The 22,940-nt window shown below is 41.9% G+C and carries 23 protein-coding genes, 1 tRNA gene and 2 pseudogenes; 15 read left to right on the top strand and 11 right to left on the bottom strand.

Going from position 1 to position 22,940, the window contains the following annotated elements; translation table 11 throughout:
- Both ACTCNA_RS12905 and tsf read left to right on the top strand, forming a co-directional pair.
- Positions 1-208 (top strand): annotated as a pseudogene (locus tag ACTCNA_RS12905) (hypothetical protein); the annotation flags it as partial.
- A gap of 48 nt (positions 209-256) precedes the next feature.
- Complete coding sequence (gene tsf / locus ACTCNA_RS12910) at positions 257-1,084, top strand: translation elongation factor Ts (protein WP_462948336.1); 828 nt, start codon at positions 257-259, stop codon at positions 1,082-1,084.
- Between the two features lie 59 nt (positions 1,085-1,143).
- On the opposite strand, the gene ACTCNA_RS12915 is transcribed toward tsf, so the two are convergent.
- Together ACTCNA_RS12915 and ACTCNA_RS12920 are read right to left on the bottom strand one after the other, a co-directional pair.
- A complete protein-coding gene (locus tag ACTCNA_RS12915; RefSeq protein WP_462948337.1) occupies positions 1,144-1,557 on the bottom strand; it encodes a hypothetical protein in 414 nt (137 codons plus the stop codon).
- 45 nt (positions 1,558-1,602) lie between these two features.
- Positions 1,603-1,746: a hypothetical protein gene (locus tag ACTCNA_RS12920; protein WP_462948338.1), complete on the bottom strand. Its 144-nt coding sequence runs from the start codon at positions 1,744-1,746 to the stop codon at positions 1,603-1,605.
- A 166-nt stretch (positions 1,747-1,912) separates the two neighbouring features.
- On the opposite strand from ACTCNA_RS12920, the gene ACTCNA_RS12925 reads away from it, so the two are divergent.
- The 4 genes from ACTCNA_RS12925 (at position 1,913) to ACTCNA_RS12940 (ending at position 7,472) form a co-directional block, all read left to right on the top strand.
- Positions 1,913-2,980 carry an ATP-binding protein gene (locus ACTCNA_RS12925; protein WP_462948358.1) on the top strand — a complete coding sequence of 356 codons (1,068 nt, stop codon included), beginning with the start codon at positions 1,913-1,915 and terminating at the stop codon, positions 2,978-2,980.
- Positions 2,981-3,031: 51 nt separating this feature from the next.
- The gene (locus tag ACTCNA_RS12930) at positions 3,032-3,772 is read left to right on the top strand and encodes a hypothetical protein (protein ID WP_462948339.1); all 741 of its coding nucleotides are present in this window, start codon (positions 3,032-3,034) and stop codon (positions 3,770-3,772) included.
- Positions 3,773-3,828: 56 nt separating this feature from the next.
- Positions 3,829-4,959, top strand: coding sequence for an endo-1,4-beta-xylanase (locus ACTCNA_RS12935; RefSeq protein ID WP_462948340.1), 1,131 nt, complete (start codon positions 3,829-3,831; stop codon positions 4,957-4,959).
- A gap of 116 nt (positions 4,960-5,075) precedes the next feature.
- Positions 5,076-7,472: a glycoside hydrolase family 127 protein gene (locus ACTCNA_RS12940; protein WP_462948341.1), complete on the top strand. Its 2,397-nt coding sequence runs from the start codon at positions 5,076-5,078 to the stop codon at positions 7,470-7,472.
- 97 nt (positions 7,473-7,569) lie between these two features.
- On the opposite strand, the gene ACTCNA_RS12945 is transcribed toward ACTCNA_RS12940, so the two are convergent.
- The 9 genes and pseudogenes from ACTCNA_RS12945 to ACTCNA_RS12985 form a co-directional block, all read right to left on the bottom strand.
- Positions 7,570-7,743 (bottom strand): hypothetical protein, encoded by a 174-nt coding sequence (locus tag ACTCNA_RS12945; protein WP_462948342.1) that lies wholly within the window; start codon positions 7,741-7,743, stop codon positions 7,570-7,572.
- A 70-nt stretch (positions 7,744-7,813) separates the two neighbouring features.
- Positions 7,814-8,317 carry a hypothetical protein gene (locus ACTCNA_RS12950; RefSeq protein WP_462948343.1) on the bottom strand — a complete coding sequence of 168 codons (504 nt, stop codon included), beginning with the start codon at positions 8,315-8,317 and terminating at the stop codon, positions 7,814-7,816.
- Between the two features lie 149 nt (positions 8,318-8,466).
- Positions 8,467-10,689 (bottom strand): carbohydrate binding family 9 domain-containing protein, encoded by a 2,223-nt coding sequence (locus ACTCNA_RS12955; protein WP_462948344.1) that lies wholly within the window; start codon positions 10,687-10,689, stop codon positions 8,467-8,469.
- A 52-nt stretch (positions 10,690-10,741) separates the two neighbouring features.
- Positions 10,742-11,287: a hypothetical protein gene (locus tag ACTCNA_RS12960; protein ID WP_462948345.1), complete on the bottom strand. Its 546-nt coding sequence runs from the start codon at positions 11,285-11,287 to the stop codon at positions 10,742-10,744.
- Positions 11,288-11,436: 149 nt separating this feature from the next.
- The gene (locus ACTCNA_RS12965) at positions 11,437-12,195 is read right to left on the bottom strand and encodes a LytR/AlgR family response regulator transcription factor (RefSeq protein ID WP_462948346.1); all 759 of its coding nucleotides are present in this window, start codon (positions 12,193-12,195) and stop codon (positions 11,437-11,439) included.
- The gene (locus ACTCNA_RS12970; RefSeq protein WP_462948347.1) at positions 12,192-13,241 is read right to left on the bottom strand and encodes a sensor histidine kinase; all 1,050 of its coding nucleotides are present in this window, start codon (positions 13,239-13,241) and stop codon (positions 12,192-12,194) included. The genes ACTCNA_RS12965 and ACTCNA_RS12970 overlap by 4 nt, the downstream gene beginning before the upstream one ends.
- Positions 13,242-13,405: 164 nt before the next feature.
- A pseudogene (locus ACTCNA_RS12975) lies at positions 13,406-13,618 on the bottom strand (DUF7149 domain-containing protein); the annotation flags it as partial.
- Positions 13,619-13,643: 25 nt separating this feature from the next.
- Positions 13,644-13,718: transfer RNA gene (locus tag ACTCNA_RS12980), tRNA-Val, on the bottom strand.
- 84 nt (positions 13,719-13,802) lie between these two features.
- Positions 13,803-15,098: a bifunctional folylpolyglutamate synthase/dihydrofolate synthase gene (locus ACTCNA_RS12985; RefSeq protein ID WP_462948348.1), complete on the bottom strand. Its 1,296-nt coding sequence runs from the start codon at positions 15,096-15,098 to the stop codon at positions 13,803-13,805.
- Between the two features lie 103 nt (positions 15,099-15,201).
- Here ACTCNA_RS12985 and ACTCNA_RS12990 point away from each other — a divergent pair, with 103 nt between their 5' ends.
- The 9 genes from ACTCNA_RS12990 to ACTCNA_RS13030 form a co-directional block, all read left to right on the top strand.
- A complete protein-coding gene (locus ACTCNA_RS12990; protein ID WP_462948349.1) occupies positions 15,202-16,533 on the top strand; it encodes a PhoH family protein in 1,332 nt (443 codons plus the stop codon).
- Positions 16,534-16,645: 112 nt separating this feature from the next.
- The gene (mtaB, locus tag ACTCNA_RS12995) at positions 16,646-17,947 is read left to right on the top strand and encodes a tRNA (N(6)-L-threonylcarbamoyladenosine(37)-C(2))-methylthiotransferase MtaB (protein ID WP_462948350.1); all 1,302 of its coding nucleotides are present in this window, start codon (positions 16,646-16,648) and stop codon (positions 17,945-17,947) included.
- A gap of 216 nt (positions 17,948-18,163) precedes the next feature.
- The gene (locus ACTCNA_RS13000) at positions 18,164-18,418 is read left to right on the top strand and encodes a type II toxin-antitoxin system Phd/YefM family antitoxin (RefSeq protein ID WP_462948351.1); all 255 of its coding nucleotides are present in this window, start codon (positions 18,164-18,166) and stop codon (positions 18,416-18,418) included.
- A gap of 10 nt (positions 18,419-18,428) precedes the next feature.
- Positions 18,429-18,686, top strand: a complete 258-nt coding sequence (locus ACTCNA_RS13005; RefSeq protein WP_462948352.1) for a Txe/YoeB family addiction module toxin — start codon at positions 18,429-18,431, stop codon at positions 18,684-18,686.
- A gap of 11 nt (positions 18,687-18,697) precedes the next feature.
- A complete protein-coding gene (locus ACTCNA_RS13010; RefSeq protein ID WP_462948353.1) occupies positions 18,698-19,510 on the top strand; it encodes an inositol monophosphatase family protein in 813 nt (270 codons plus the stop codon).
- Positions 19,511-19,628: 118 nt separating this feature from the next.
- A complete protein-coding gene (locus ACTCNA_RS13015) occupies positions 19,629-20,105 on the top strand; it encodes a hypothetical protein (protein WP_462948354.1) in 477 nt (158 codons plus the stop codon).
- 11 nt (positions 20,106-20,116) lie between these two features.
- Positions 20,117-21,160 carry a glycosyltransferase family 2 protein gene (locus ACTCNA_RS13020; protein ID WP_462948355.1) on the top strand — a complete coding sequence of 348 codons (1,044 nt, stop codon included), beginning with the start codon at positions 20,117-20,119 and terminating at the stop codon, positions 21,158-21,160.
- A 310-nt stretch (positions 21,161-21,470) separates the two neighbouring features.
- On the top strand, positions 21,471-21,746 hold the full coding sequence (locus ACTCNA_RS13025) for a hypothetical protein (protein WP_462948356.1): 276 nt from the start codon (positions 21,471-21,473) through the stop codon (positions 21,744-21,746).
- Positions 21,747-21,946: 200 nt separating this feature from the next.
- A partial coding sequence (locus tag ACTCNA_RS13030) for a hypothetical protein (protein ID WP_462948357.1) occupies positions 21,947-22,940 on the top strand: 994 nt, incomplete at its 3' end.

Genomic DNA, 22,940 nt, shown 5'->3' on the forward strand with positions numbered 1-22,940 from the left:
CACGGTGGCCGCTCTATTCCGGGATCTGGGGGCACGGGTGAAATCAATTAAACTGATTGTGGGTGCAATGACTGATGCAGTTAAAGAAGGCCTCGAAGAGAGAAAAGCCGAAAAAGGCAAAGACGAAGATGAACCTGCACCCAAAAAGAAAAAAAAGGTGAGGAAAGAAAAGCCGAAAAAGGCCAAAGCAGAAGAAGAAAAAAATTAATTAGTTTGTAAGATTACTCAATAATAAATCGATTTAAAATTTAGCTTTATGTCTTTCACAACAAGCGACGTTGTCAAGTTACGCAAATTAACAGGTGCAGGGATGATGGATTGCAAAAACGCCCTGAAAGATGCCGATGGTAATTTCGACAGAGCACTCGAAATCATTCGCGAAAAAGGAAAATTAATTGCCAGCAAACGTGCCGACAGGGAAGCCTCTGAAGGTGTTGTTCTTGCAAAAGTAACAGAAGATAAAAAACTGGGTGCGATGGTAGTCCTGAATTGCGAAACCGACTTCGTAGCCAAAAATGAAGATTTTGTCGCGTTTGCCGACAGTATCCTGAATGTAGCACTTGCACAAAAACCCGAAAACCTGGAAGCGCTCAAACAACTTGAATTGGATGGCAGAACCATTGAAAAACAAGTAACTGAGCAAACCGGTGTAATTGGCGAAAAACTCGAGCTTTCATTCTACGCAAAAATAGAAGCTGAAACCGTTGTGGCTTATATCCACCCCGGAAATAAACTGGCTACTTTGGTAGGGTTCAATAAAGATGGTGTTGAAACACAGGTTGCTAAAGATGTGGCCATGCAGGCAGCTGCCATGTCGCCTATTGCAATCGACAAAGACACTATCCCGCAGGAAGCTATCGACAAAGAGATTGAAATTGCCAAAGAAAAATACCGCCAGGAAGGAAAACCTGAAGCAATGCTCGACAAAATTGCACAAGGGTCTCTCAACAAATGGTTTAAAGAAGTTACTCTAATTAACCAGGCGTTTATTAAAGACGGTAAAATTACCGTTAAAGATTACCTGGCTCAAAACGACAAAGAACTGGTTGTTACCGCTTTCGAACGTTATTCGCTCGACGGTTAATTTCACCCAGAACAATATTATAAAAGCTATCCGGTTTCGGGTAGCTTTTTTTTTGAAAGCTAATTTTTCACCAAAAATGGTTTGTGCCCAAAAATCGTTTCGTCGCGGTCTTGTGCCCCCGAACCGGTAATCAATATTACTGCCGGACAATCATCCTCATTTCCCGGGATAATAAGTGTTCCGGCCAGTTTCAAGCATGAAAGCGGATTCAAATATTCAACTTCTTCGGAAAAATAGGAAAACGGAGGCTGCGGAGTTTGAGGCCGCTTCAACTCAGTTACTTTCATTCTTTTGGTCAGTGTCAGCGGAAATTCTGTCCCCCGCTGACTCCAGGTTCCGGTTACAATTGAATTGTCTTCAATCTTTCCTTCGTATTTTCCCATTATCATGCCCACCGTAATTTTCAAACTGTCGCCTTTCAATGCAGTTTGAGTTACAGGTAAATCTTTTGCCCCCTGGAGCGGAACATCCATTTTTGTAAACAACTCACCGGTTGAATCTACCGAAATTTTAAAAATCTACTCCATATTTTGAGTGGGTAATTCAAGTTCGCCACTCCAGTTGCCAACGATTTTTTTATCATCCGGATTCTGAGAAAAAGCAGTAAAAGAAACTGCAAAAGCGGCAACGAGCAGAGACAGTATTTTGAAAGTGGTTTTCATTCTTGTAAAATATTAAGTAGAATGAAACAAAGTTACAACTTCCAGTCAATAAATATTTATCCTTTCTTTGTTAAACATCGTTCAAAAATTAGGCTGAAATTTTTAACTTTGTTGAAAATGAAATAATAATGTACCCACAGTTGAACTTCGCGAGAAGGAAGTACTGATAATCTATGGTGCAAGACAGGTGGGAAAAACAACTTTACTGAACACTATACTCGCAGATAAAAAAAGTATTATTTTAAACTGTGAAAAAACTGTTATTAATGAAGTTTTGGAAAATAAAAATATTCCAGGGATTAAACAATTAACCGGTGAAAAAGCAATTGTTGTATTTGATGAAGCGCAAAAAGTCCACCAAATTGGGGAACTTCTAAAAATTCTATATGATGAAAATTCACTTGCCGGGAAAATTATTGCTACCGGTTCGAGCAGTTTTGAACTGGCCGGCAAAATAACCGAACCACTCACGGGCAGAAACAGAAAATTAAAATTATTGCCGGTTTCATTAAATGAAATAAAAATGAAAGATGGGTGGTTGTGGATTGAGGAGAACTTAGAAAGTTTATTGCTTTTTGGGCAATACCCGGCTGTCCTGACAGCCCCTGAAAGCCGTAAAGAAATAATTTTGAGCGAGCTGGCATCGGACTATTTATATAAAGATATTTTAATTCACGAGCGGATAAAAAATCACTCACTCCTGCATAAATTACTAAAAGCATTAGCCCTACAGGTTGGCAGTGAAGTTTCAATTAATGAACTGGGTGAATTGCTTGGGATCGCATCACAAACGGTAACCAGGTATCTCAATTTGCTGGAGAAAACATTTGTAATTTACCAGATTGGCACATTCAGTTCAAACCTGAGAAATGAATTAAAGAAAAGTAAAAAGTATTTTTTTTATGATCTGGGGATTCGTAATGCAATTCTTAATAATTTTTCCCCACTCGAAAACCGGCAAGATATCGGGTCACTTTGGGAAAACTTCTGCATAAACGAAAGAATTAAAAAAAACAATGCTACTCAGAAAAGAATCAACTACTATTTTTGGCGAACATACGATGGTGCCGAAATTGACTTACTTGAAGAGTCAGGTGGTAAACTGGAGACTTTTGAATTTAAGTGGAAATCAAAAAAACGTATTAAAATCCCTGATTCATTTGAAAAAAAATATGGTAAGAATCAATTAAATACAATTACAAAAAATAATTTCTTCGAGCTTATTAATAATTAATTTCTTCGCGAAAAGTACTTTTTATGTTTATTTTTCGGAAAATTTAGTCTGATGCAATCGGAAAAAAAACAATTGGAAATAGCACTGATGCACTACTTCAGAGATTGCTATCCCGATTTCCCGAAAGGGAAAATGACTCCTTGGGAGTCGCCGGATTTTATTGTGACGCTGAAAAGCCGCAATAACCTGGGTATTGAACTTACCCGGCTGAACCCAATAAATGCCCAAACGCCGGATAAGCAGGAACTTTCACAACAAAAATTAAAAGAAGATATTATTGAATCCACACGGCAAATTTTTGAAAGCAATTCACCGTTTCGGCTGTTTGTAAAATTCCTGTTCTCCGGAAATGAAACCATCGAGGATGAGCGAAAACTCATTTTGGCAGTTCAGCTGGCAAATATTATCCGGCAATCGGTTGAAAACAAAACGACAGCCTCATTTTTCAGAGAAACACTGGATTCCGGATCGCTTCCCCGGGGAATTGATTCCATGCTGATTGTCAACCACCCTGCCTTGAAAAAATCGTTTTGGGAACGTTCCAACAACCTCGGGGTTTCCCAAAATGTGGTGGCCGACATCAGGGAAGCTATTCAGAAAAAAGATAAAAAACTGATGCTTTACCAGAAACAACGCCTGAATTACTACTGGCTACTGATTACTACCGACCGTTTAAGGGGTGTTAAAAGCTATAATCTTCATAATAAAATACTAAACCACAACTTTCAATCGCGCTTCCAGCATGTTTTTCTTTTTGATTTAATTAAGTCAAATATATTTGAATTAGTATAAATTAATACCTTGTAACAGTTTTATAATTGCAGAGTAAAATTGAAACCGAACAAAAAATGAAAAGAAGACGTTTTATCGGAACTACATCATTAGCCCTGGGCACCCTGGCAACTTTAAAAGCAGCAGCATGGCACAAAGCAGCAGCAAACACAGGACTGGGCAAACTGTACAAAAACGATTTCACTATTGGAACAGCTGTTAGTGGCCGGACATTTTCACGAAACAATACCGAACTGCTTGACCTTGTTAAACACGAATTCAATTCTATTACCCCCGAAAATGCGCTCAAATGGTCGCGGGTACACCCCGCTGAAAATGAGTGGCGGTACGATATTGGCGACCAGATTGTGGAGTTCGGTTTGGAAAACAACATGCAAATAGTGGGGCACGTTTTGGTATGGCACAGCCAGGTGCCCCGCACAATTTTTCAGGACGGAAACGGGAACGCCGTAAGTAAAAACATATTACTCAAAAGGATGGAAAACCATATCTCAACGCTGGTTGACCGTTACAAAGGAAAAATAAATGCCTGGGATGTGGTAAACGAATCGGTAACACCTGAGGATGGATGGCGTAAAAGTCCCTGGTTCGAAATCGCAGGACCTGATTTTATGGACAAGGCCTTTCATTTGGCCCATGAAGCCGATCCCGATTGTCATCTGCTCTATAACGATTATGGAATGGTTAATCCCAAACGACGTGATTTTGTAGTGAAAATGGTAAAAGATTTTCAGAAAAAAGGGGTACCTATACATGGCATTGGAATGCAGGGACACTTCAGCCTGGACTCACCCGACATTAATGAGATAGAAGCCAGCATTGAAGCCTTTGCATCAACAGGATTACGGGTACATATCACGGAACTTGATGTGGACGTGCTGCCCAGTAGGTGGGAGAGCTCGGCCGAAATTTCCAACAGGGCAGATTATTCTGAAGAACTCAACCCGTACACCGAGGGTTTACCGCCCGAAATTGACAACAAACTCACAAAGCGATACGAGGATTTGTTCAAGCTATTTTTGAAACACCGCGATAAAATTGACCGGGTTACTTTTTGGGGAACAACCGATGCCCAATCGTGGAAAAATAATTTCCCGGTGCGTGGCCGCACAAATTATCCGCTGCTGTTCGACCGCGAAAGAAAACCCAAGAATGCATACCATGCAGTGGCCGGACTAAAAAAATAACCAGCATTCAGAATTAGTAAGATTACAGTGAAATATTTTGCTGATATTTCACCGAAGGAAAAACACTTTTGAAATCAATTCATTAATTTTGGTTGCTGTAACCAAAAAATTAAATCATGCGCCAACTGTTTCTGTTCATTGCTGTCTTATTTCTTTTTTACGCCTGCTCAAACAAGCAGAACAACGAATACCCCATTTCTCCTGTCTCATTTACAAAAGTGAATGTGGAAGATAATTTCTGGTCGCAACGCATAAAAACCAACCACGATGTAACCATTCCCATTGCCATTCAGAAAAGCGATGAAACCGGTCGTATCGACAATTTTGCCATTGCCGGCGGCCACATGGAGGGAGAGTTTTGCTCGCCCTATCCTTTTGATGATTCTGATATTTACAAAATCATTGAAGGCGCTGCTTATTCACTGCAAATGTTCCCGGATGAAAAACTGGAAAGCACCATCGACTCGCTGATTGACCTGATTTACGATGCACAGGAGGAAGATGGTTATTTGTTTACCAACCGCACAATTATGGGCGAAAACGGCCACGACTGGATTGGAAAAGAACGGTGGGAAAACGTGGACGACCTAAGCCACGAACTCTACAACCTGGGCCACTTTTACGAAGCTGCCACAGCTTACTACCAGGCTACCGGCAAACAAAAAATTCTGGATATTGCCATTAAAAGTGCCGATTTGGTTGACCGCGAATTCGGGTACGGGAAAATTGAAAACTTCCCCGGTCACCAGGAGATTGAAATCGGGCTGGTGAAACTCTACCGTGTTACCGGTGAAAAGCGCTACCTCGACCTGGCCAAATTTTTCCTCGATATCCGCGGAAAAGGAATCGGTGAAAAAACCACCTACAACCAGTCGCACCTGCCGGTAGTGGAACAAACCGAAGCGGTTGGCCACTCGGTGCGCGGAGCCTACATGTGGAGCGGCATGGCCGATGTGGCGGCGCTCACCGGCGACCAGCAATATGTTGATGCCATCAACAGTATATGGAAAGATGTGGTACATAAAAAGCTGTACATCACTGGCGGAATTGGTGCCGAGGGCGGCCACGAAGGTTTTGGCGGCCCCTACGAACTGCCCAACGGACGTGCTTACTGCGAAACCTGCGCGGCAATTGCCAACGTGTTCTGGAACCACCGCATGTTTCTGATGACCGGCGATGCCAAATACATCGACGTATTGGAGCGGTCGCTGTACAACAATGTGCTGTCGGGCGTTTCACTCAACGGCGACCATTTTTTCTACCCCAACCCGCTGGAATCGAGAGGCCAGCACGAACGCAGCGAATGGTTCGGATGCGCCTGCTGCCCGTCGAATATTTCGCGTTTTATCCCGTCAATGCCCAACTACATTTATGCACAAAACGGAAGCGACCTGTATGTAAACCTCTTTGTTCCCGGCTCCACAACGTTTGAAACGCAAAACGGAAACCTGAAACTCACACAGCAGGGCAACATGCCATGGAATGGAAATGTTACCATTGAAATTGAGCCGCAAACCACCACCAGTGCCAATCTTTTTATCCGGATTCCCGGGTGGGCTTCAGAAAATCCTGTTCCGGGCGATTTGTACTCATTTATGAATCAGCCAACCTCATCCACTGTCTTTAAGGTGAATGGCGAAACCATTTCACCGGATACTGAAAACGGATACGCTGTAATTTCCAAAGACTGGGAATCAGGTGATAAGGTAGAAATTTCATTTCCGTACGAGATAAGGAAAATAAAAGCCCACCCGAATATTGAAGACGATCGGGGAAAAATGGCATTGCAACTTGGGCCACTGGTTTACTGTGCCGAGTGGGCCGATTATGACGATCCGGATATTTTAAGCCTGGTTCTGGAAGAGAACACTGAACTTTCGTATGCCTTTCAACCGGAAAAACTGGGTGGAATAAATATGATCTCGGGTGATGCACTGGGTACAAAAACAGTAAACAGTGAAGGAGAAACAGAAACTTATCCACGTGAATTTAAAGCCATCCCCTATTATGCCTGGGCACACCGCGGAAAAGGACAAATGGCTGTATGGATTTCCACATCCGAAGAATCGGCCCTCCCCAAGCCATTGCCTTCCATCGCCTCCGAAAGTGAAGTTGAAGCTTCGTTGGAAACCAACGCGCTGCGCGGGATTAACGACCAGCTTCTGCCAGAACATTCGGTCGACAAAACCCACACGATTTACCACTGGTGGCCGGCAACAAACGAAACCCACTGGGTAGTTTACAATTTTGAAGCACCGACAACAATTTCGGAATGTGGGCTGTACTGGCTGAAAGATATTCCGCAGGGTGGCTGCGACCTGCCCGAGTGGTATAAACTGTATTACAAGCGCGGACAAAACTGGGTGGAGGTGGATGCCGAAATGCCTTACCCGCTCATGGAAGATGAATTGAACCGGGTTGTTTTTTCGCCGGTTACCACCCCGGCCATGAAGCTGGAAGTGCAGCTTTCGGAGGAATATTCCGCAGGGTTACACGAGTGGACGGTGAAGTAACCAGAAGCACCGAAAACCGGTGTTGACTTGAGGTGCAGAGGCAGGGACGGGGCTAATTGTTCATTTTCAAATTTTTCAAAGCAGAAGGACTTTGAAGCTATTTCCCCAATTTTAAAATACGAACAGCTCCACGCACAACAATCAGAAAAACGATGGTCCCCACAATCAAATCGGGATATTTCGATTGGGTGAGCAGAACCAGTATGCCGGCTGCAATTACACCGGCGTTAATTATCACATCGTTTGAAGTGAAAATCATGCTGGCCCGCATGTGCGCCCCTTTGCTTTTCGATCCCTTTCAATCCATTTGACTGATATGAAAGACGGATTTTTTTATGAAACTAACCCTCATCATCTTCGTTTCCGAAAAAATCTTCCGGATTAAATGGAATATCGTCGTCGGGATCTTTGTCGAATGGTCCCACACCCGGTGGATTGAACAGCCCCCAGCGGTCGATGATGTAGTTCCATTGGTCGAATCCGGCTACCCAGTCAATAAACAACAGGCGATACTCTTCAATCAAATCGCGCACAATATCGAAATATTCCACTTCCTCAAACCCGAACATTTCCAGCGAATGGTTGGAAACCATCAGGTCGCGGGCGGCCTTGCGGATAATGGCTGCTGCCTCCATGCGCAAGTCGTACAAATCGCCACCCTCGGCACCGGCCACTTTTGCCGTGAGCAGACTGGCATCCGCAAGTATTTGCCCTTTAACAAATTGAAGATGTTCGTTGTCTTCTGGAATTAAATCGCAAATTTTCCGGGTCATTTGATAAATCTCTTCCCCCTTTTTGTAAATGGGAAGGTCCTCCACCCGTTTTCTTCTTTCGCTATAATCCATGTTTTGTTCGCATAAACTGGTTTTAAATCGGCTGAACAGCAAATGTACAAAAAATGTAGGCTGAGTATTTTAGTAACTGCTTCTGCTAAAAAACGAAACCGGCCCTGATGGAGACCGGTTTTGTAAGGCGTGTATGTGTTAATTGTTTCTTACAAACGGAATGTATGTGTATATTTTAACATGATTGTCTGGTTTAAATACGCTGGTAATTCTGGTAATGTTTGCGATTTGTCGGCATTTCTCAGGTCGTTGAGCACCAGGTATAAATTATTTCCATCGCGCGGATTGTACCTGAGCCGAAAATTGGTCAGCAATATGTTATCAAGTTCATTGTACTGAATGAATGAACTCATCGATAATTTCGTGTTCAGCATATAAGTAGCTTTTACACGTGCGATGTTGTTTGTAAAACTTTGATGCTGGTTAGCAAAACTGACTTTATCTAATTTATAGGTTGCTGATAATTGCAAACTTGACGAGAGATTGAATTCAGGCTCAAATTCTACTGAAAATTGCTTCCCGTCATAAAAGCCCCCTCCGTCAATACTAAAGTTCGTAACAATTTTTTTTGTTCTTGGTGTGTTGAAGTGTGTCATCAGGTTCCAAAATGTATAATCTCCTGCTTCAACAAAAATGTTGTCCGGCAAATAAAAATCGTGTAACAGTCCTTCCTGGTTGTATCCCAGTGAGAGAAACATTCCGTAACCACTTTTTAAATCCATTTTAAACTGGGTGGCAATTTCCATTTGCTCAATCTTTCCATCGCCAATGCGTTTGGTCATTTCAAAATCATTCTCGAAAGAATACTTAAAAATGGGAGATTTTTCGCCCGGGAACCAGCCGTATCCCAACGTACCTCTCACTTCGTGAATATTGTTGATGAAAATAAAACCAGAACCCGGTTTAAAATTTTTACCCCAATACGCATATTTTCCCTCGTATAAAAATCCTTCTTCTGCTCTGCGCTGTAATTCGATGGAGAAAAAAGCGGGACTGGTTGAAAAAACTTCTGTATCGATTGAATTCTCCTGCGACTGAGCCAGTTTCACATCCAGGTAATCCACATCCGTCAATTTGAAAATTCCATCCAAACCATAAGCCACGTTGTAATTCCCTTCAAAATCAACGCGGGAAGTTACCATACCACCCACATAAGAATTTTCATTGATGACCTGTTTTCTAAGCCGGACCACGCCAAAATTTTCTGCCGGATTTCCATTAAATTTTGTGGTATTCATATCCAGAAACCCGATATCCCACTTTCCGAGCCGGCCCACCAACCGCACTCCACCAAGAATATCTACCGGCTCTCCGTGAGCAATGCCAATATTCCGGCTGTAAAACAGGTTTTGCGGGCCTCCCAGTTCATAACTAAAAATGCCGGAGCGCTCCTGAAAGAATAATCGCTTTTCCGGGAAAAATAGAGAATAGCGGGTTAAATTCACCTGCTCGTCATCGGCCTCAACTTGTGCAAAATCTGTGTTGACCGTAAAATCGAGTGTGAAGTTATTGTTTAAATTGTATTTCACATCGAGCCCGCCTGTAAACTCAGGATCGTTTGAACTTACATATTCATCGCCTGCTTCATTCAAATTGTAGTTTTTGGAGGTACCTCCGAGAATATAGGGTGAAATATAAACCGGATTTTTTGACTCAATCCCCTCAAATACTATTGCCCCGGCCAACGACGGTCGCAAATTAGCGCCCCGGCCATACTTGGTATCGATGGCCGGCCAGGTATCAATCTCGTTGGCATGACTGATGTTCCTGTTGATTATCAACCCCATTCGTGTAATATTGTTTACGGTTTGAAACCGTAAACTTGAAAATGGGATGCGCATTTCTAAAAGCCACGCATTTTCAGTAATCACTGTTTCAACATCCCAGTATGAGTTCCATGTATAATTTTTACTTCCTTCGGAACCTCCACCCTGCCCGTCGTTTGAAACGGAGTAATCAATTTTTAATCCTGAGGGCATGGTGAAGAAACCCAGGGCATTTTCGTTATCATCGTAAGTATCGATTAAAATTCCAAATGAGTCAGAATTTTCAGACTCTTCATCCCGCTTTTTGCTGGTTGATACCACGTTTGACATGTCGTTGTAAAACAAACGGGCCCCAATCCACAGGTAGGTATCGTCGAAAGTGATAAAAACCTCGCTTTTTTCCGATGGTGAATTACCAAATACCGGAAAGTGCATGGTGAGCGGGAATGAAGTGCCAGGTTCCCACGCAGGTTCTGCCGGTATCCCGTCAAATTCAATTTCCGATTTTAACGGTTCAATTTTTATTTCATTTTGGGCGAACCCCATTATTGAAATTAAAGTTCCAAGTAAAACAAAGGTTAATCGGGAAATGGTTTTTTTTCTCATATATTAAAGTTTACAAGTTGATTTGGATTTTTGTTCAATCTTTTAAAAGTGGTCACATTTTATAAAGTAATAAAATAATCAACACTGTGGCTGCTCCGCCGGCAGCAAGTGTAATTCCCCGGCGAAACAAACCGGTTCCTGATTTAAACATCCATAATGAGGAAATGGCCATAAAAAACAGCAGAATACCATAAATTATTCCAAGCCAGTGCAACGGACTACGGGTGGATGTTTTGTGCAAACTGTTGATTTTACTCAGCCACTGGGGAAGTTCAGTACTGGTGTATTCAACCACTCCGGTTGACTTATTGTAGGAGCCATTGTTAAAAACAATCCTATTTTCGTCGGTACGCACAATTTCGAAATTACGCATCCGCAATGTTCTTCCAAGGTCTTCCGGTTCCATGTTGGGTTCAACGGTAAGGGTAATTTGCCGCTCTTTTTTCAAAAATCCGGTGTCGCGGTAAATCAGCAAAATGCCGCTGAGGCTGTAAATGATTGTCAGGCCAATCAAAATAAATCCAATATCGCGGTGCAGCGAGCGCATGATTCGGGTAAATCTGTTGTTCCCGTTTTTATTCCTTCTTTCCGTTTTCATTTAATCTTTTTTAATGTTGAACTTCCATTCTTTTGTTCTTTTTGATGGATTCATTCGCTGAAAGTTCAGTTTTGGGATTGAAGCCGACAAAACAGGAGGTGAAATGTCTGGAAAAAGGATTGAATTGCTGAAAGCTGAAATGGATTAAACTATCTTCCGGAGAACCATTCGTTAAATTCCGAAACTTTGGTTCGGCTCACCAGAATTTTTTCGTGAATTGGGATTTTCAGGTTGATCGACAGCCGGCTGCCAAACCAGAAATCCACATCTTTTATGGCTTTTTTTGCAACGATAAACTGCCGGTTGGCGCGGTAGAAATCATCCGGGTTGAGTTTGGTCGTAATTTCATCCAGCGTAAAATCGAGCGGATAACTTTTCTCTTCAAGGGTTTTGGCTGTAACTTTTCCCGAATCGATATAAAAACAGGCTATATCGCTTGCCGCCACCGGAACCATTTTGCTGCCTTTCAGTGGAATTAAAAAATGGGTTTGGTACGTTTTTCTTACTTTCATCGATGCCAGCAGTTGCTGAATCTGGTCCGGCAACTGACCGGGCGAAGTCAGCCGGCTGAGTTTTGAAAGCGCTTTTTCAACCGCCACTTTCGTGATGGGCTTCAGCAGGTAATCGATGCTGTTTACCTTAAATGCTTCCAAAGCGTATTCGTCGTAAGCAGTGGTGAAAATTACCGGGCACAGAATATCCACATGTTCAAAAATTTTAAAAGCACTGCCGTCGGCAATGTGAATATCCATAAAAACGAGGTCGGGCTGAGGATTTGTCTCCAGCCATTTTACGGTTGATTTGATGCTGTCGGTAATTTCAACCACATCAATTTTACCAGTTGCATTCAAAATATTTACCAATTGCCGGGCCGCCGGCTTTTCGTCTTCTACAATCAGTGCTTTCATTTTTTAGGTTTTAAGAAGGGCACTTCCACTGAAAATTCATTCTCATTCCGGCTGATTTCAATGTCTTTTTCGCCTAAAATACGCAACAGTTTCGACAAGTTGGTCAATCCAATGCCGGTACCTTCCTCCGGTGTCATTTTTTGCTGAATTATGTTTTTCACCAGCAGTCCGGTTTCTGTAGTTTCAATGTGAATTGTAAGTGGAAAATCCTTGCTTATTTCGTTGTGTTTCACTGCATTTTCAACCAGGGTTTGAATGGTTAGGGGCGGCAACAGCAGGTTTTTGGTTCCTTCTTTAATTTTCATGGACACCCGAAGGTTTTCATCGTACCGAATTTTTAAAAGGAAAATATACGATTCGGTGAATTCCAGTTCCTCGGCCAGGGTAACCGTCTGTTTGCGGTTTCTTTTCAGGGTGTAGCGTAGAACCTGCGACAGGTGGTTCACATATTGTTTGGCTACCCCCGGCGAATCGTCGATTAATGTTTTCAGAGCCGTTAACGAATTGAACAGGAAATGGGGGCTCAACTGGTTTTTTAGCGATTCGAACTGGCTTTGGAGACTTTCGTTGCGCAGCTTTTCGTTTTCCAGTTCCATGTGCTTTTTCAGGCGGAGTAAGTGAATAATAATCAATGAAATATAAGCAATAGCGGCTCCGAAATAGTTGCGCGAAAAAAGTTCTTCGGTATGTCTGTACAGGTTAATGTTGAAATGAAAAACATTTCTCAGGCCCAGAAAAGCAAACAGCAGCACAGTTATCGCAACAAAAGTGACAACCAGTGAAATAACCGTTTTTTTCAGGTTGATTTTCTTTCTAACATCAAAAGGCGAAATTAAAAAGTAGTTCATGAAAAAAACGACGGTTGCAACAACAAAAGTGGTGAAAAATTCATAAACAAAAAAAGGAAAGGTGAAGTAGTCGTCACGGTGCCTGTGCCCCTGTTCAAACAGCACGGTGGTCATCAGTGAGAAATGGATGGTCAGGCTGATAACCAGCGAGAGGATAAGGGCAGTTCTGATATAATTTGCCGGGATACTTTTTCTCATAACAACCAAAGATACAAATAGCAACGTTTGAATGGGACGGAAAAGACCTGAAATGGCAAAAACAGGCTTTCGGCTGTCGAAACTCAAAGTTAAAATTCAGCTTATCACAGATTTTCATGTAAGCCAGCCTACCCTAAGAGACTGTAAAAAAATAAATTAATCATTTAATAATGTTTTTTGACTAATTGTATAATTCCATTCTCCATGAAGAAACGGTCGTGATAATACGTGCTTTTCAGAAATGTGCTCACCAGGTTTTTATGAAATTCTTCCGATTCGGTTTCGCTGATGTGACCAAGTAGTTGCTTCAGGTTTAGTTTGAATAGTTCGATCTGATTTCGGTTGGGTTTGGTTTTCAGCCAGGCCTTGTTGAGCGCTTTTTTGCAACTCTTTAATTTTTTGTGGGGAGTACTGGATTCGAACCAGTGACCCCCTGGGTGTAAACCAGGTGCTCTGAACCAACTGAGCTAACCCCCCGAAATATAATGTATACTCTGAACGCGCCCCCTTTCGGAAAGGCGCTGCAAATATAAAACGTATTTTCAGTTCTGCAAAAATAATTCACAAAATTTCGGCAACAATAAATGTACTCCCGCCCACAAAAATAAAATCATCTTTTCCGGCACTCTTTTTAGCCTCGTTGTAAGCATCATTAACATCAGAAAAAACCTGTCCTTTCAACCCAAATTCAGCAGCATATTTTGCCAGAATATTTTCATCGAGGCCACGCGGGATGTTCGCTTTAGTGAAATAGTACACTGCATTTTGAGGCAGCAGTTTCAAAATTTTCTCCGGTTCCTTGTCGCTCACCATCCCAAAAACAACATGCAGTTTCTTATATGGCGTTTGTGCTATCTGCTTCACAATTTCAGTTAGTCCATCGGCATTGTGCGCGGTGTCGCAAACAATTCGCGGATTGGCCCCCAAAACCTGCCAGCGGCCCAGTAATCCGGTAAGTTTACTGACTTCAGCCAACCCCGTTTCAATATTTTCCTGTGGAATATCCCAGCCTTTGGTTTTCAGTAACTCCAGCGTTTTTAATACCGCCGGCAAATTCTTTTGCTGATAAGCACCTTTCAAACCCAGTTTCAATTGCCGGTAAATCTGTTTCCCGTTTTTTTCAACTGCCAATAGCTGATTCCCTTCAAAATCATTCATGGCATAAGAAACTAAATATTCACTGTCGGCAAAATACAGGGGAGCTTTTTGTTCAGCAGCCTTTTTAGTAAAAACCTGCCGTGTTTCCTTCTGAGTAGTTCCGACAACAACCGGGATTTTGTTTTTAATGATGCCGGCCTTTTCTTTTGCAATCGCTTCAAGTGAATCGCCGAGCAATGCAGTATGATCCATCCCAATATTTGTAATAATGCTAACTTCCGGGGTGATGATATTAGTGGAGTCGAGCCGGCCCCCCAACCCTACTTCCACAATGGCAATGTCAACCTTGCTACGCGCAAAATAGTCGAATGCCAGGGCAACGGTAAGTTCGAAAAAAGAGGGCTTAATTTTCCACAGCTCATTGTTAGCTTTATAATTTTCAACCCAGCCAATTACCTCCTTTTCAGGAATCATTTCCCCGTCAATACGAATTCTTTCCCTGAAATCTTTTAAATGAGGCGATGTGTAAAGTCCGGTTTTATAACCTGCCGACTGTAAAATGGCAGCCAGCATGTGCGAAACCGATCCTTTTCCGTTGGTTCCCGCAACATGTATTGTTTTAAAACGCCGGTGCGGGTTCGCGTAAAAATTATCGAGCTGCAAAGTATTATCGAGATCGTTTTTGTAAGCCGCCGGCCCTACCCGTTGATACATGGGCAAACGGGAAAACAAATAATCAAGTGTTTCAGAATAATTCAAAATCAGAAATATTTATTAACCGCTACAAGTTTATTAAAAAATGAAATGTGCCTCAACAAATATTTTGAATTTATCTACATTTAGGAAATTCAAATCTACCACTATGTTGAGCAAAACCAGTAAAAGTAAAATTTTCATTCTCGACACGAATGTCATTTTACACGATCACACCTGTATTTACCAGTTTCAGGATAACGACATTATCCTTCCGATAACCGTACTGGAGGAACTGGATAAATTCAAAAGGGGAAACGACCTGATTAATTACCAGGCAAGGGAATTTGTGCGCGTCCTCGACGAGATTGTGGGCGACGAACTTTTTAACGGCGGCAAATCGCTGGGAAAAGGAAAGGGCAAACTGCGTATTGAAACCGGCAAACCGTTTTCGGAGGCCATGAAAACGTCGTTCCGCGAAGATATTCCGGACCACCGCATTCTGGCTATTGCCGACTACACCTCGAAAGCGTACCAAAACCGAAAAACAATTTTGGTGAGCAAGGACATCAACCTGCGCATGAAAGCCAAATCGCTCGGTATTAAAGCTGAGGATTACAAAACCGACCAGGTGACCGATGAAAATGTGCTGGACAAAACCATCACCACATTTGAAAATTTCGATGATAATTTAATTGAACAGTTATACGAACAAAGTTCGGTTCCCGTTGAAAAATTCAAAGAAATTAAGCCCGAAGCCAATGAATGTTTCATTTTTAAAGGTAACAATTCAAGTGTGCTGGCCAGGTACGACTCCAAAGACAAACGCATCAAGCGGGTGGAAAAGAAACCGGCTTACGGCATAAAACCACGAAACGCCGAGCAAACTTTCAGCCTGAATGTTTTAATGGACCCGGACATTCAGTTGGTAGCACTTACCGGAAAAGCAGGTACCGGGAAAACACTGCTGGCCCTTGCAGCAGCAATCGAGATGCATAAATCGTTCGACCAGATTTTACTGGCCCGCCCAATTGTGGCCCTCAGTAACCGCGACCTGGGATTTTTACCCGGCGATGCTTCCGAAAAAATCAATCCGTACATGCAACCGCTGTTCGACAATCTTTCGGTAATAAAACATGCTTTTAACCCGCGCAGCCAGGAGTACCTGAAAATTGAAGAGCTGCAAAAAGATGAAAAGCTTGTAATTACCCCGCTGGCTTATATTCGCGGTCGAAGTTTGTCCAATTCGTTTTTTATTATCGATGAAGCCCAAAACCTGACGCCACACGAAATTAAAACCATAATTACACGCGCAGGAGAAGGGACAAAAATGATATTTACAGGCGACTTGCAGCAAATCGATTCACCTTATCTCGACATGAAATCGAACGGCCTTTCCTACATGGTCGATCACATGAAGAACCAGGAACTTTTTGCCCACATCAACCTGGTAAAAGGCGAACGGAGCTACCTGGCAGAGCTGGCCAGTAACCTGCTTTAAAAGCCTCCCCCTCCAATGGAGGGAAATTTGAGATGCATTAAAGACAACAATTAAAGTATTTGCAGATAGTGGCTTTTTTCTAACTTTGCATTTTTATTTAGACTGAATATAAATGCGATATAAAGGGAAAAAAGCTGCTTTTTATACACTGGGATGCAAACTCAATTTCAGCGAAACCTCCTCAATTGCAGGAACTTTCACCGAGGAAGGTTTTGAGCGTGTTGACTTTGATGAAAAGGCAGATGTTTATGTAGTCAATACCTGCTCGGTGACCAACCAGGGCGACAAATCGAGCCGAAATATCATTCGCCAGGCAACAAAAAAAAATCCGGATGCGATGGTGATTGTTGTGGGCTGCTACTCGCAGTTAAAGCCTGATGAAATTGGCCAGATAAAAGGTGTTGACCTCGTACTTGGCACACAGGAAAAATTTAAAATTCCTGAATACCTCGGAAATCTGCATAAGAAAAAGACTACCGAAGTACGGACCACCCGCCTGCCTGACATTAAAAGCTACCATCAGGCCTTTTCGTGGGGCGACCGCACCCGCAGTTTCCTGAAAGTTCAGGATGGATGTGACTACTATTGCTCGTTCTGCACCATTCCATACGCCCGCGGCCGTAGCCGGAACGACTCCGTTAAAAACACTGTAAAAGAAGCACATAAAGCCGTAGCAAAGGGTTTTAAAGAAATTGTTTTAACCGGTGTTAATATTGGCGACTTCGGAAAATCGACCGGCGAAAATTTCCTCGATTTATTAAAAGCACTGGAGCAAACCGAAGGCCTCGAACGTTTGAGGCTGGGCTCCATCGAACCCAACCTGCTAAAAGATGATATTATTGAATTAGTAGCGGGTTCAAAAGTTCTGATGCCACATTTTCATATTCCGCTACAATCGGGTTCCGACGAAGTTTTATCGCTGATGAAACGCAGGTACTCCACAAAATTATTCAAACACCGGATTGAACTCATCCGCCAACTGGTGCCCCACGCTTTTATTGGCGTTGACGTGATTGCCGGCACCAACGGCGAAACGGAGACGCTTTTCCAGGAATCGTACGATTTTATTAACGGGCTCGAAATTTCGCAGCTTCACGCATTTACCTACTCTGAACGAAGCGGAACCCAGGCGCTCAAAATCCCGTGGAAAGTGGATGTGGAAGACCGCAAACGCCGAACGCAGATGTACATCAACCTGTCGGAGAAAAAACTGCGCAGTTTCTACCAAAAACATTTGGGAAGTGAGCAAACCGTTTTATTCGAAGCACAGAAAAATGGTGAATCGATGAGCGGATTCACTGAAAATTACATTAAAGTGGAAACGTCTTTTAACGAAAAATTAATCAACCAGTTAGAAAGGGTGAAACTGAAATCAATTATTCCGAACGGCCATGTGGAAATTGAAATGACTTGATATTTTTGAAAACATCTGTAGAAATCTAAATAAGAATCTCCCGCTGATTGCGCTGATTTCTGCAGAAATCAAAAAAAATCAGCGCTTATCTGCGAAATCTGCGGGAAGTCAGAAAGATAGTCATTGTCTGAGTACACAAACGCACAGTAATTTCATTTTTAAAAGTCTTGCATTGTTACTATATTTGTACATGAATACGTACAAATTTTTACAATCATGATAACAACAACACTTTCCGATTTCAGAAAAGAAATTAAACGATACCTCGACAGCGTAACCGAGAACTTTGAAACGCTGATTATTAATCGGGGTAAAGATTCAGGAGTTGTCATCATGTCGCTTGACGAATACAACTCACTGCGTGCCACCCAGCATGAACTTTCATCCCGAAAAAATGAACAACGGCTGGATGCTGCCATCGAAAAATACAGGAAAGGAGATTTCATCCAGAAAGATTTGATTGAACCTTAAAGTTTGCCCCATGAAATATATTTTTGTCGATGAATCGTGGGAAGATTACCTCTACTGGCAACGAAACAATAAACAAATACTTAAGAGAATCAACCAATTACTAAAAGACATTGCAAGAAATCCGTTTTCCGGTCTGGGAAAACCAGAACCTTTAAAATATAAATACAAAGGTTTCTGGTCCAGAAGAATCGACAACGAACACCGCCTGATTTACCAGGTAAAAGAAGATAAAATTTTCATCGCCAAATGCCGGTTTCATTACGACTAAAATCAATAATTATGACAGACATAACCGATTACAAATCATTGTGTGAACAGGTTCAGCTAATTGCCCGCGAAACAGGAAATTTTATCCGCGGGGAACGAACAAAAATTTCTGAAAAAGATGTGGAGTTGAAAAGTGCGGCCAGCCTGGTCACTTATGTTGACAAGACAGCCGAATCGCGCATTGTTTCGGCTCTAAAGGAACTCATCCCCGAAAGCGGATTTGTGGCAGAAGAAGGTACCGCTTCAGAGGCCGGCGAAAAATTTTTGTGGTTCGTAGATCCGCTGGACGGCACCACCAATTACATACACGGAATTTCGCCGCACTCGGTAAGTATTGCCTTAAAGGAAGGCGACGAGCTGGTGTTGGGAGTGGTTTATGAAATCGGCCTCGATGAACTATTTTATGCATGGAAAGACAGTCCGGCTTATTTGAACGGGGGAAAAATAGGGGTTAACACGGCTTCGGAACCGGAAGACACATTAATTGGCACCGGTTTTCCCTATTACGACTTCGAGCGGGTGGATGACTACATTGCCGCCATGAAACACCTCATGAAAAATACCCGCGGGTTGCGCCGCCTGGGCTCGGCTGCCGTCGATCTTTGTTACGTGGCGGCAGGCCGCTTCGATGCTTTTTTTGAACATGCCCTGCACGCCTGGGATGTGGCAGCCGGAGTTTTCATTTTACAGCAGGCCGGCGGAAAAGTTTCCGATTTTAACGGAGGCGACAACTGGCTGTTTGGCGGTGAAATTGTCGCAGCAAGCGAAAACTTCTATCCTGCATTCTATAAAATCATTCATAAATATTTGGGTGAAAAGAAGTAAAATACACTTTCTTATGTGCATTATAAAGCACTTTAAACTCCTGCCATATCTTAATGGCCTGAATTAACTGCACATTTCGCCAGAATTCGTAAATTGCAGCACAAATAAATCGCATCTTATGGCCGAAAAAGAAATTACCTTGCTGAAAGAACAAATCGCCCGGCTCGACGACAAAAAGTTTGACCTGGAGGCCTGGAAAAACCGCACCATCATTTTTTTGGAACGCATTTTTGGTAAAGAGAATTCCAAAATAAAAATGATTCAGAACCTTCATTACGATTACTCGAGCTGGAGCCTGCGCGATACTTTTGCTGGCGGTTCGGCCAAAGACAAAGACCCGGTGAGGATTCAGGCCAAAGAAATCCTGGATGCAGTAATATCGGAACTCGAAAACCTGGGGCTCCCGCAGCAAAAACACGAAAAATTAAAAATTAAAGAATTGCTTGAAGATGAACTGACCGGCAGACAATCAAAAGAACTGGAAACCATTTTAAAATCAGGAGAACAGGAGAAAGAAGAAAAAATACAGGAAATTCTGGAAGGCCTCGAGAAGGAAAATCTCGCATCCATTATTTCAAAACTGCTCACTTCCTAACGCAAAAAACTATGCCCGACAACAAAAAGGTTGCCATTGTAATCCTTAACTGGAATGGTGAAAAATTATTCGGCACCTTCCTGCCATCGGTTATTCTGAATTCGAAATCTCCAAACATCGAGGTTTATGTGGCTGACAACGCGTCAACCGACAACTCTGTCAACCATTTAAAAACCAATTTTCCATCCGTTAAAATTATTGTTCTCGATAAAAATTACGGTTTTGCCGAAGGTTATAACCAGGCGTTAAAACAGGTGAATGCCGATTATTATATTTTACTCAACTCCGACGTGGAAGTAACGCCCAACTGGCTGGAGACAGGAATTGAACTGCTTGAAAAAGACAAAAATACTGCAGTTGTTCAACCCAAAATATTAAGCTACAGAAAACCGCACAAATTTGAATATGCCGGTGCAGCCGGCGGATTTATCGACATCTTCGGGTATCCGTTTTGCCGTGGCCGGATCCTGAACCGGACAGAACCCGATTTAGGCCAGTTTAACAAACCTGCGCCAATATTTTGGGCCAGCGGTGCCTGTATGTTTATAAAATCAGAAGCTTACTGGAAAGCTGGCGGTTTCGATGGTGATTTCTGGGCACACATGGAAGAGATTGATTTGTGCTGGCGGTTGAAAAACCAGGGCTTCAAAATTATGTACCAGCCTGCAAGCGTGGTTTTTCACCTGGGGGGCGGCACTTTGTCGTATGACAGCCCCCAAAAGGTTTACCTCAATTTTCGCAACAACTTATTTATGCTGTACAAAAACCTTCCGCCAACATGGTTCCACCGCATTTTACTTACCCGGATGGTGCTGGATGGCGTGGCTGCTGTTAAATTCATTTTTGGATTCCATTTCCAAAGTTTTTGGGCAGTTGTTAAAGCGCATGCTTCTTTTTACCGGAACTTAAGGTCACTTATCAGAAAAAGAAAAGAATTAAAATCACTTATCCGGGAAGAGGACCACAATGAAATTTATCCTCACAGCATCATGTGGAAATTTTTCATTCAGAAAAAAAGGAAGTTCTCCGAGTTGAATTTTAACCCGGGAAAATGAACCGATAATCATGGCATCGAGGTACACCACGAGCTGGTTGCTGATAACGTCGATCACTTATTGTAAGTTTCAGGAGACTTTAGCATTTGTCGGGATAAACTTACAAAAGTAACCGGTTGTATCCAATCCCTTTTTCATACAAGAGGATAACTATATCGTTGCTGTTCTTCATTTTGAATATTAAACATTGCGTACTCAGCGCCCATTCCCCACCATTCAATACAGGGGAAGTCCCCCACGCTTCCCTTTTTGTCCGGCGACGGTTTCACTAAAAAATAACGGCCTCCTTTTTATTTGAAAAATATAATTTATGCTTACTTTTAAGCCACTAAAAACCAAAACATTGATTACACAGGGCAACATAAGGCGGAGAAGAAGATTTTTTAAACACCGGGGAATTCCCGTCAAACTGCCGTTTAACAGGCATTTCTCCATGCAACCATCAAAAACCGGTTTGATGATGTGGAAATATAAAAGACAGGAAGGTGACAATATTTCCGGCGTGAAAGAATATTGTATCGTTTGGGAAGACAGACAACCTGCAAGGTTGAATGAAGAAAAAAGAACCAAAAATGAACTAAATTAAACCAATCAAAATAATATGACTGCTTCGATGAAGATTTTGTTTTGCCCACGCACTTTTGCCCTAAGGGGCAATTGGGAAAGCCAACGCACATTGCACACATTTGCAAATCGCACGAGCCGATCCACAGACCAAAATTTGCAAAAGAGTGCAATTTTTACCAACGCACTAAAAGCATCGATACAGCCTTGACACACACTAACATGAAGGAATACATTAATCAGATATTTAAATTTTTACTTCAAATCGTTCAAACGAAACGAAAACGAAATCTTTACAAATCTAACAGTACAACGACTGATTTTGAGGTTACTAAATGTGAGACTAAGAGTCAAAAAACTAGTAGTGACCCAAATTCAAATTATCATGAAGAAATTAAAACCATTGAAAAAAATAGTACTTCTGATACAGTATTAGAACAACCACCAATTGAAGTTGAAAAAAATAAAAATGAGGAAATACAAAATGATTTAACACATCAAAACAAAAATGACAATGATGTTACAACTGATACTGTCGTTAATGAACCTGAAAGCAAATATGATTCAGAAGATGGTGAAGTTGAAACGAAAGTCTTAGATGAAAATGATATAGAAGAAACCAACAAAACCAGCATCAAAGAGAAATCAGCTACTGAAACAACAGGTAGAAGAAAATCAACATCATTAAAAAAAGATTCATCTACAAAGAAAAGTGTTCATAAAACGAAACCTCAATTTATTTCAAATGATACAGATGCAGAAGATAAACAGTTATCAGCACCCTTAAAAAAGCGTAGAACAACATGCGAAAATGTGATTAATGAGGATATAGACGAATTGCTTCAAAAAATAAACAGAATATTCAACGAACATAAATTGTTAGGAAACTTCGATTTTACTGAAGATGAGTACTCTGAGTTACTTGAAAACGTTGGGCTGTTGTGTAATTCTCTTCTTAACTATGGTAACGTATTTGAAGACAAACACCATAAACTGATATTCGCCACTCTTGTCGAAATTGCAAAACGATGGAAAGACTCTGATGATGAAGACGACGCTGAAGAGAAGAGTCGTGTTTTGGGTTATATATCTAAACATTTAATAAATGAGGATAAAATCAACCAAAAATTAAATCAAGCTTTTACAGAAGTTATATCGCAGTTGGGAAAACAATCACATCCAATTGTTTCGAAAAGTAAAAAGTACTATTCAAACC

Source organism: Tangfeifania sp., assembly GCF_055108615.1.

Coding starts and splice junctions, on each gene's coding strand:
- ACTCNA_RS12940 (WP_462948341.1), top strand. CDS start 5,076: ATGCGCCAACTGTTTCTGTTCATTGCTGTCTTATTTCTTTTTTACGCC.
- ACTCNA_RS13005 (WP_462948352.1), top strand. CDS start 18,429: ATGAAATATATTTTTGTCGATGAATCGTGGGAAGATTACCTCTACTGG.
- ACTCNA_RS12950 (WP_462948343.1), bottom strand. CDS start 8,317: ATGGATTATAGCGAAAGAAGAAAACGGGTGGAGGACCTTCCCATTTAC.
- ACTCNA_RS12930 (WP_462948339.1), top strand. CDS start 3,032: ATGCAATCGGAAAAAAAACAATTGGAAATAGCACTGATGCACTACTTC.
- ACTCNA_RS13020 (WP_462948355.1), top strand. CDS start 20,117: ATGCCCGACAACAAAAAGGTTGCCATTGTAATCCTTAACTGGAATGGT.
- ACTCNA_RS12935 (WP_462948340.1), top strand. CDS start 3,829: ATGAAAAGAAGACGTTTTATCGGAACTACATCATTAGCCCTGGGCACC.
- ACTCNA_RS12920 (WP_462948338.1), bottom strand. CDS start 1,746: ATGAAAACCACTTTCAAAATACTGTCTCTGCTCGTTGCCGCTTTTGCA.
- ACTCNA_RS12960 (WP_462948345.1), bottom strand. CDS start 11,287: ATGAAAACGGAAAGAAGGAATAAAAACGGGAACAACAGATTTACCCGA.
- tsf (WP_462948336.1), top strand. CDS start 257: ATGTCTTTCACAACAAGCGACGTTGTCAAGTTACGCAAATTAACAGGT.
- ACTCNA_RS12965 (WP_462948346.1), bottom strand. CDS start 12,195: ATGAAAGCACTGATTGTAGAAGACGAAAAGCCGGCGGCCCGGCAATTG.
- ACTCNA_RS13015 (WP_462948354.1), top strand. CDS start 19,629: ATGGCCGAAAAAGAAATTACCTTGCTGAAAGAACAAATCGCCCGGCTC.
- ACTCNA_RS12915 (WP_462948337.1), bottom strand. CDS start 1,557: ATGGATGTTCCGCTCCAGGGGGCAAAAGATTTACCTGTAACTCAAACT.
- ACTCNA_RS13025 (WP_462948356.1), top strand. CDS start 21,471: ATGCTTACTTTTAAGCCACTAAAAACCAAAACATTGATTACACAGGGC.
- mtaB (WP_462948350.1), top strand. CDS start 16,646: ATGCGATATAAAGGGAAAAAAGCTGCTTTTTATACACTGGGATGCAAA.
- ACTCNA_RS12945 (WP_462948342.1), bottom strand. CDS start 7,743: ATGCGGGCCAGCATGATTTTCACTTCAAACGATGTGATAATTAACGCC.
- ACTCNA_RS12970 (WP_462948347.1), bottom strand. CDS start 13,241: ATGAGAAAAAGTATCCCGGCAAATTATATCAGAACTGCCCTTATCCTC.
- ACTCNA_RS12990 (WP_462948349.1), top strand. CDS start 15,202: ATGTTGAGCAAAACCAGTAAAAGTAAAATTTTCATTCTCGACACGAAT.
- ACTCNA_RS13010 (WP_462948353.1), top strand. CDS start 18,698: ATGACAGACATAACCGATTACAAATCATTGTGTGAACAGGTTCAGCTA.
- ACTCNA_RS13000 (WP_462948351.1), top strand. CDS start 18,164: ATGATAACAACAACACTTTCCGATTTCAGAAAAGAAATTAAACGATAC.
- ACTCNA_RS12955 (WP_462948344.1), bottom strand. CDS start 10,689: ATGAGAAAAAAAACCATTTCCCGATTAACCTTTGTTTTACTTGGAACT.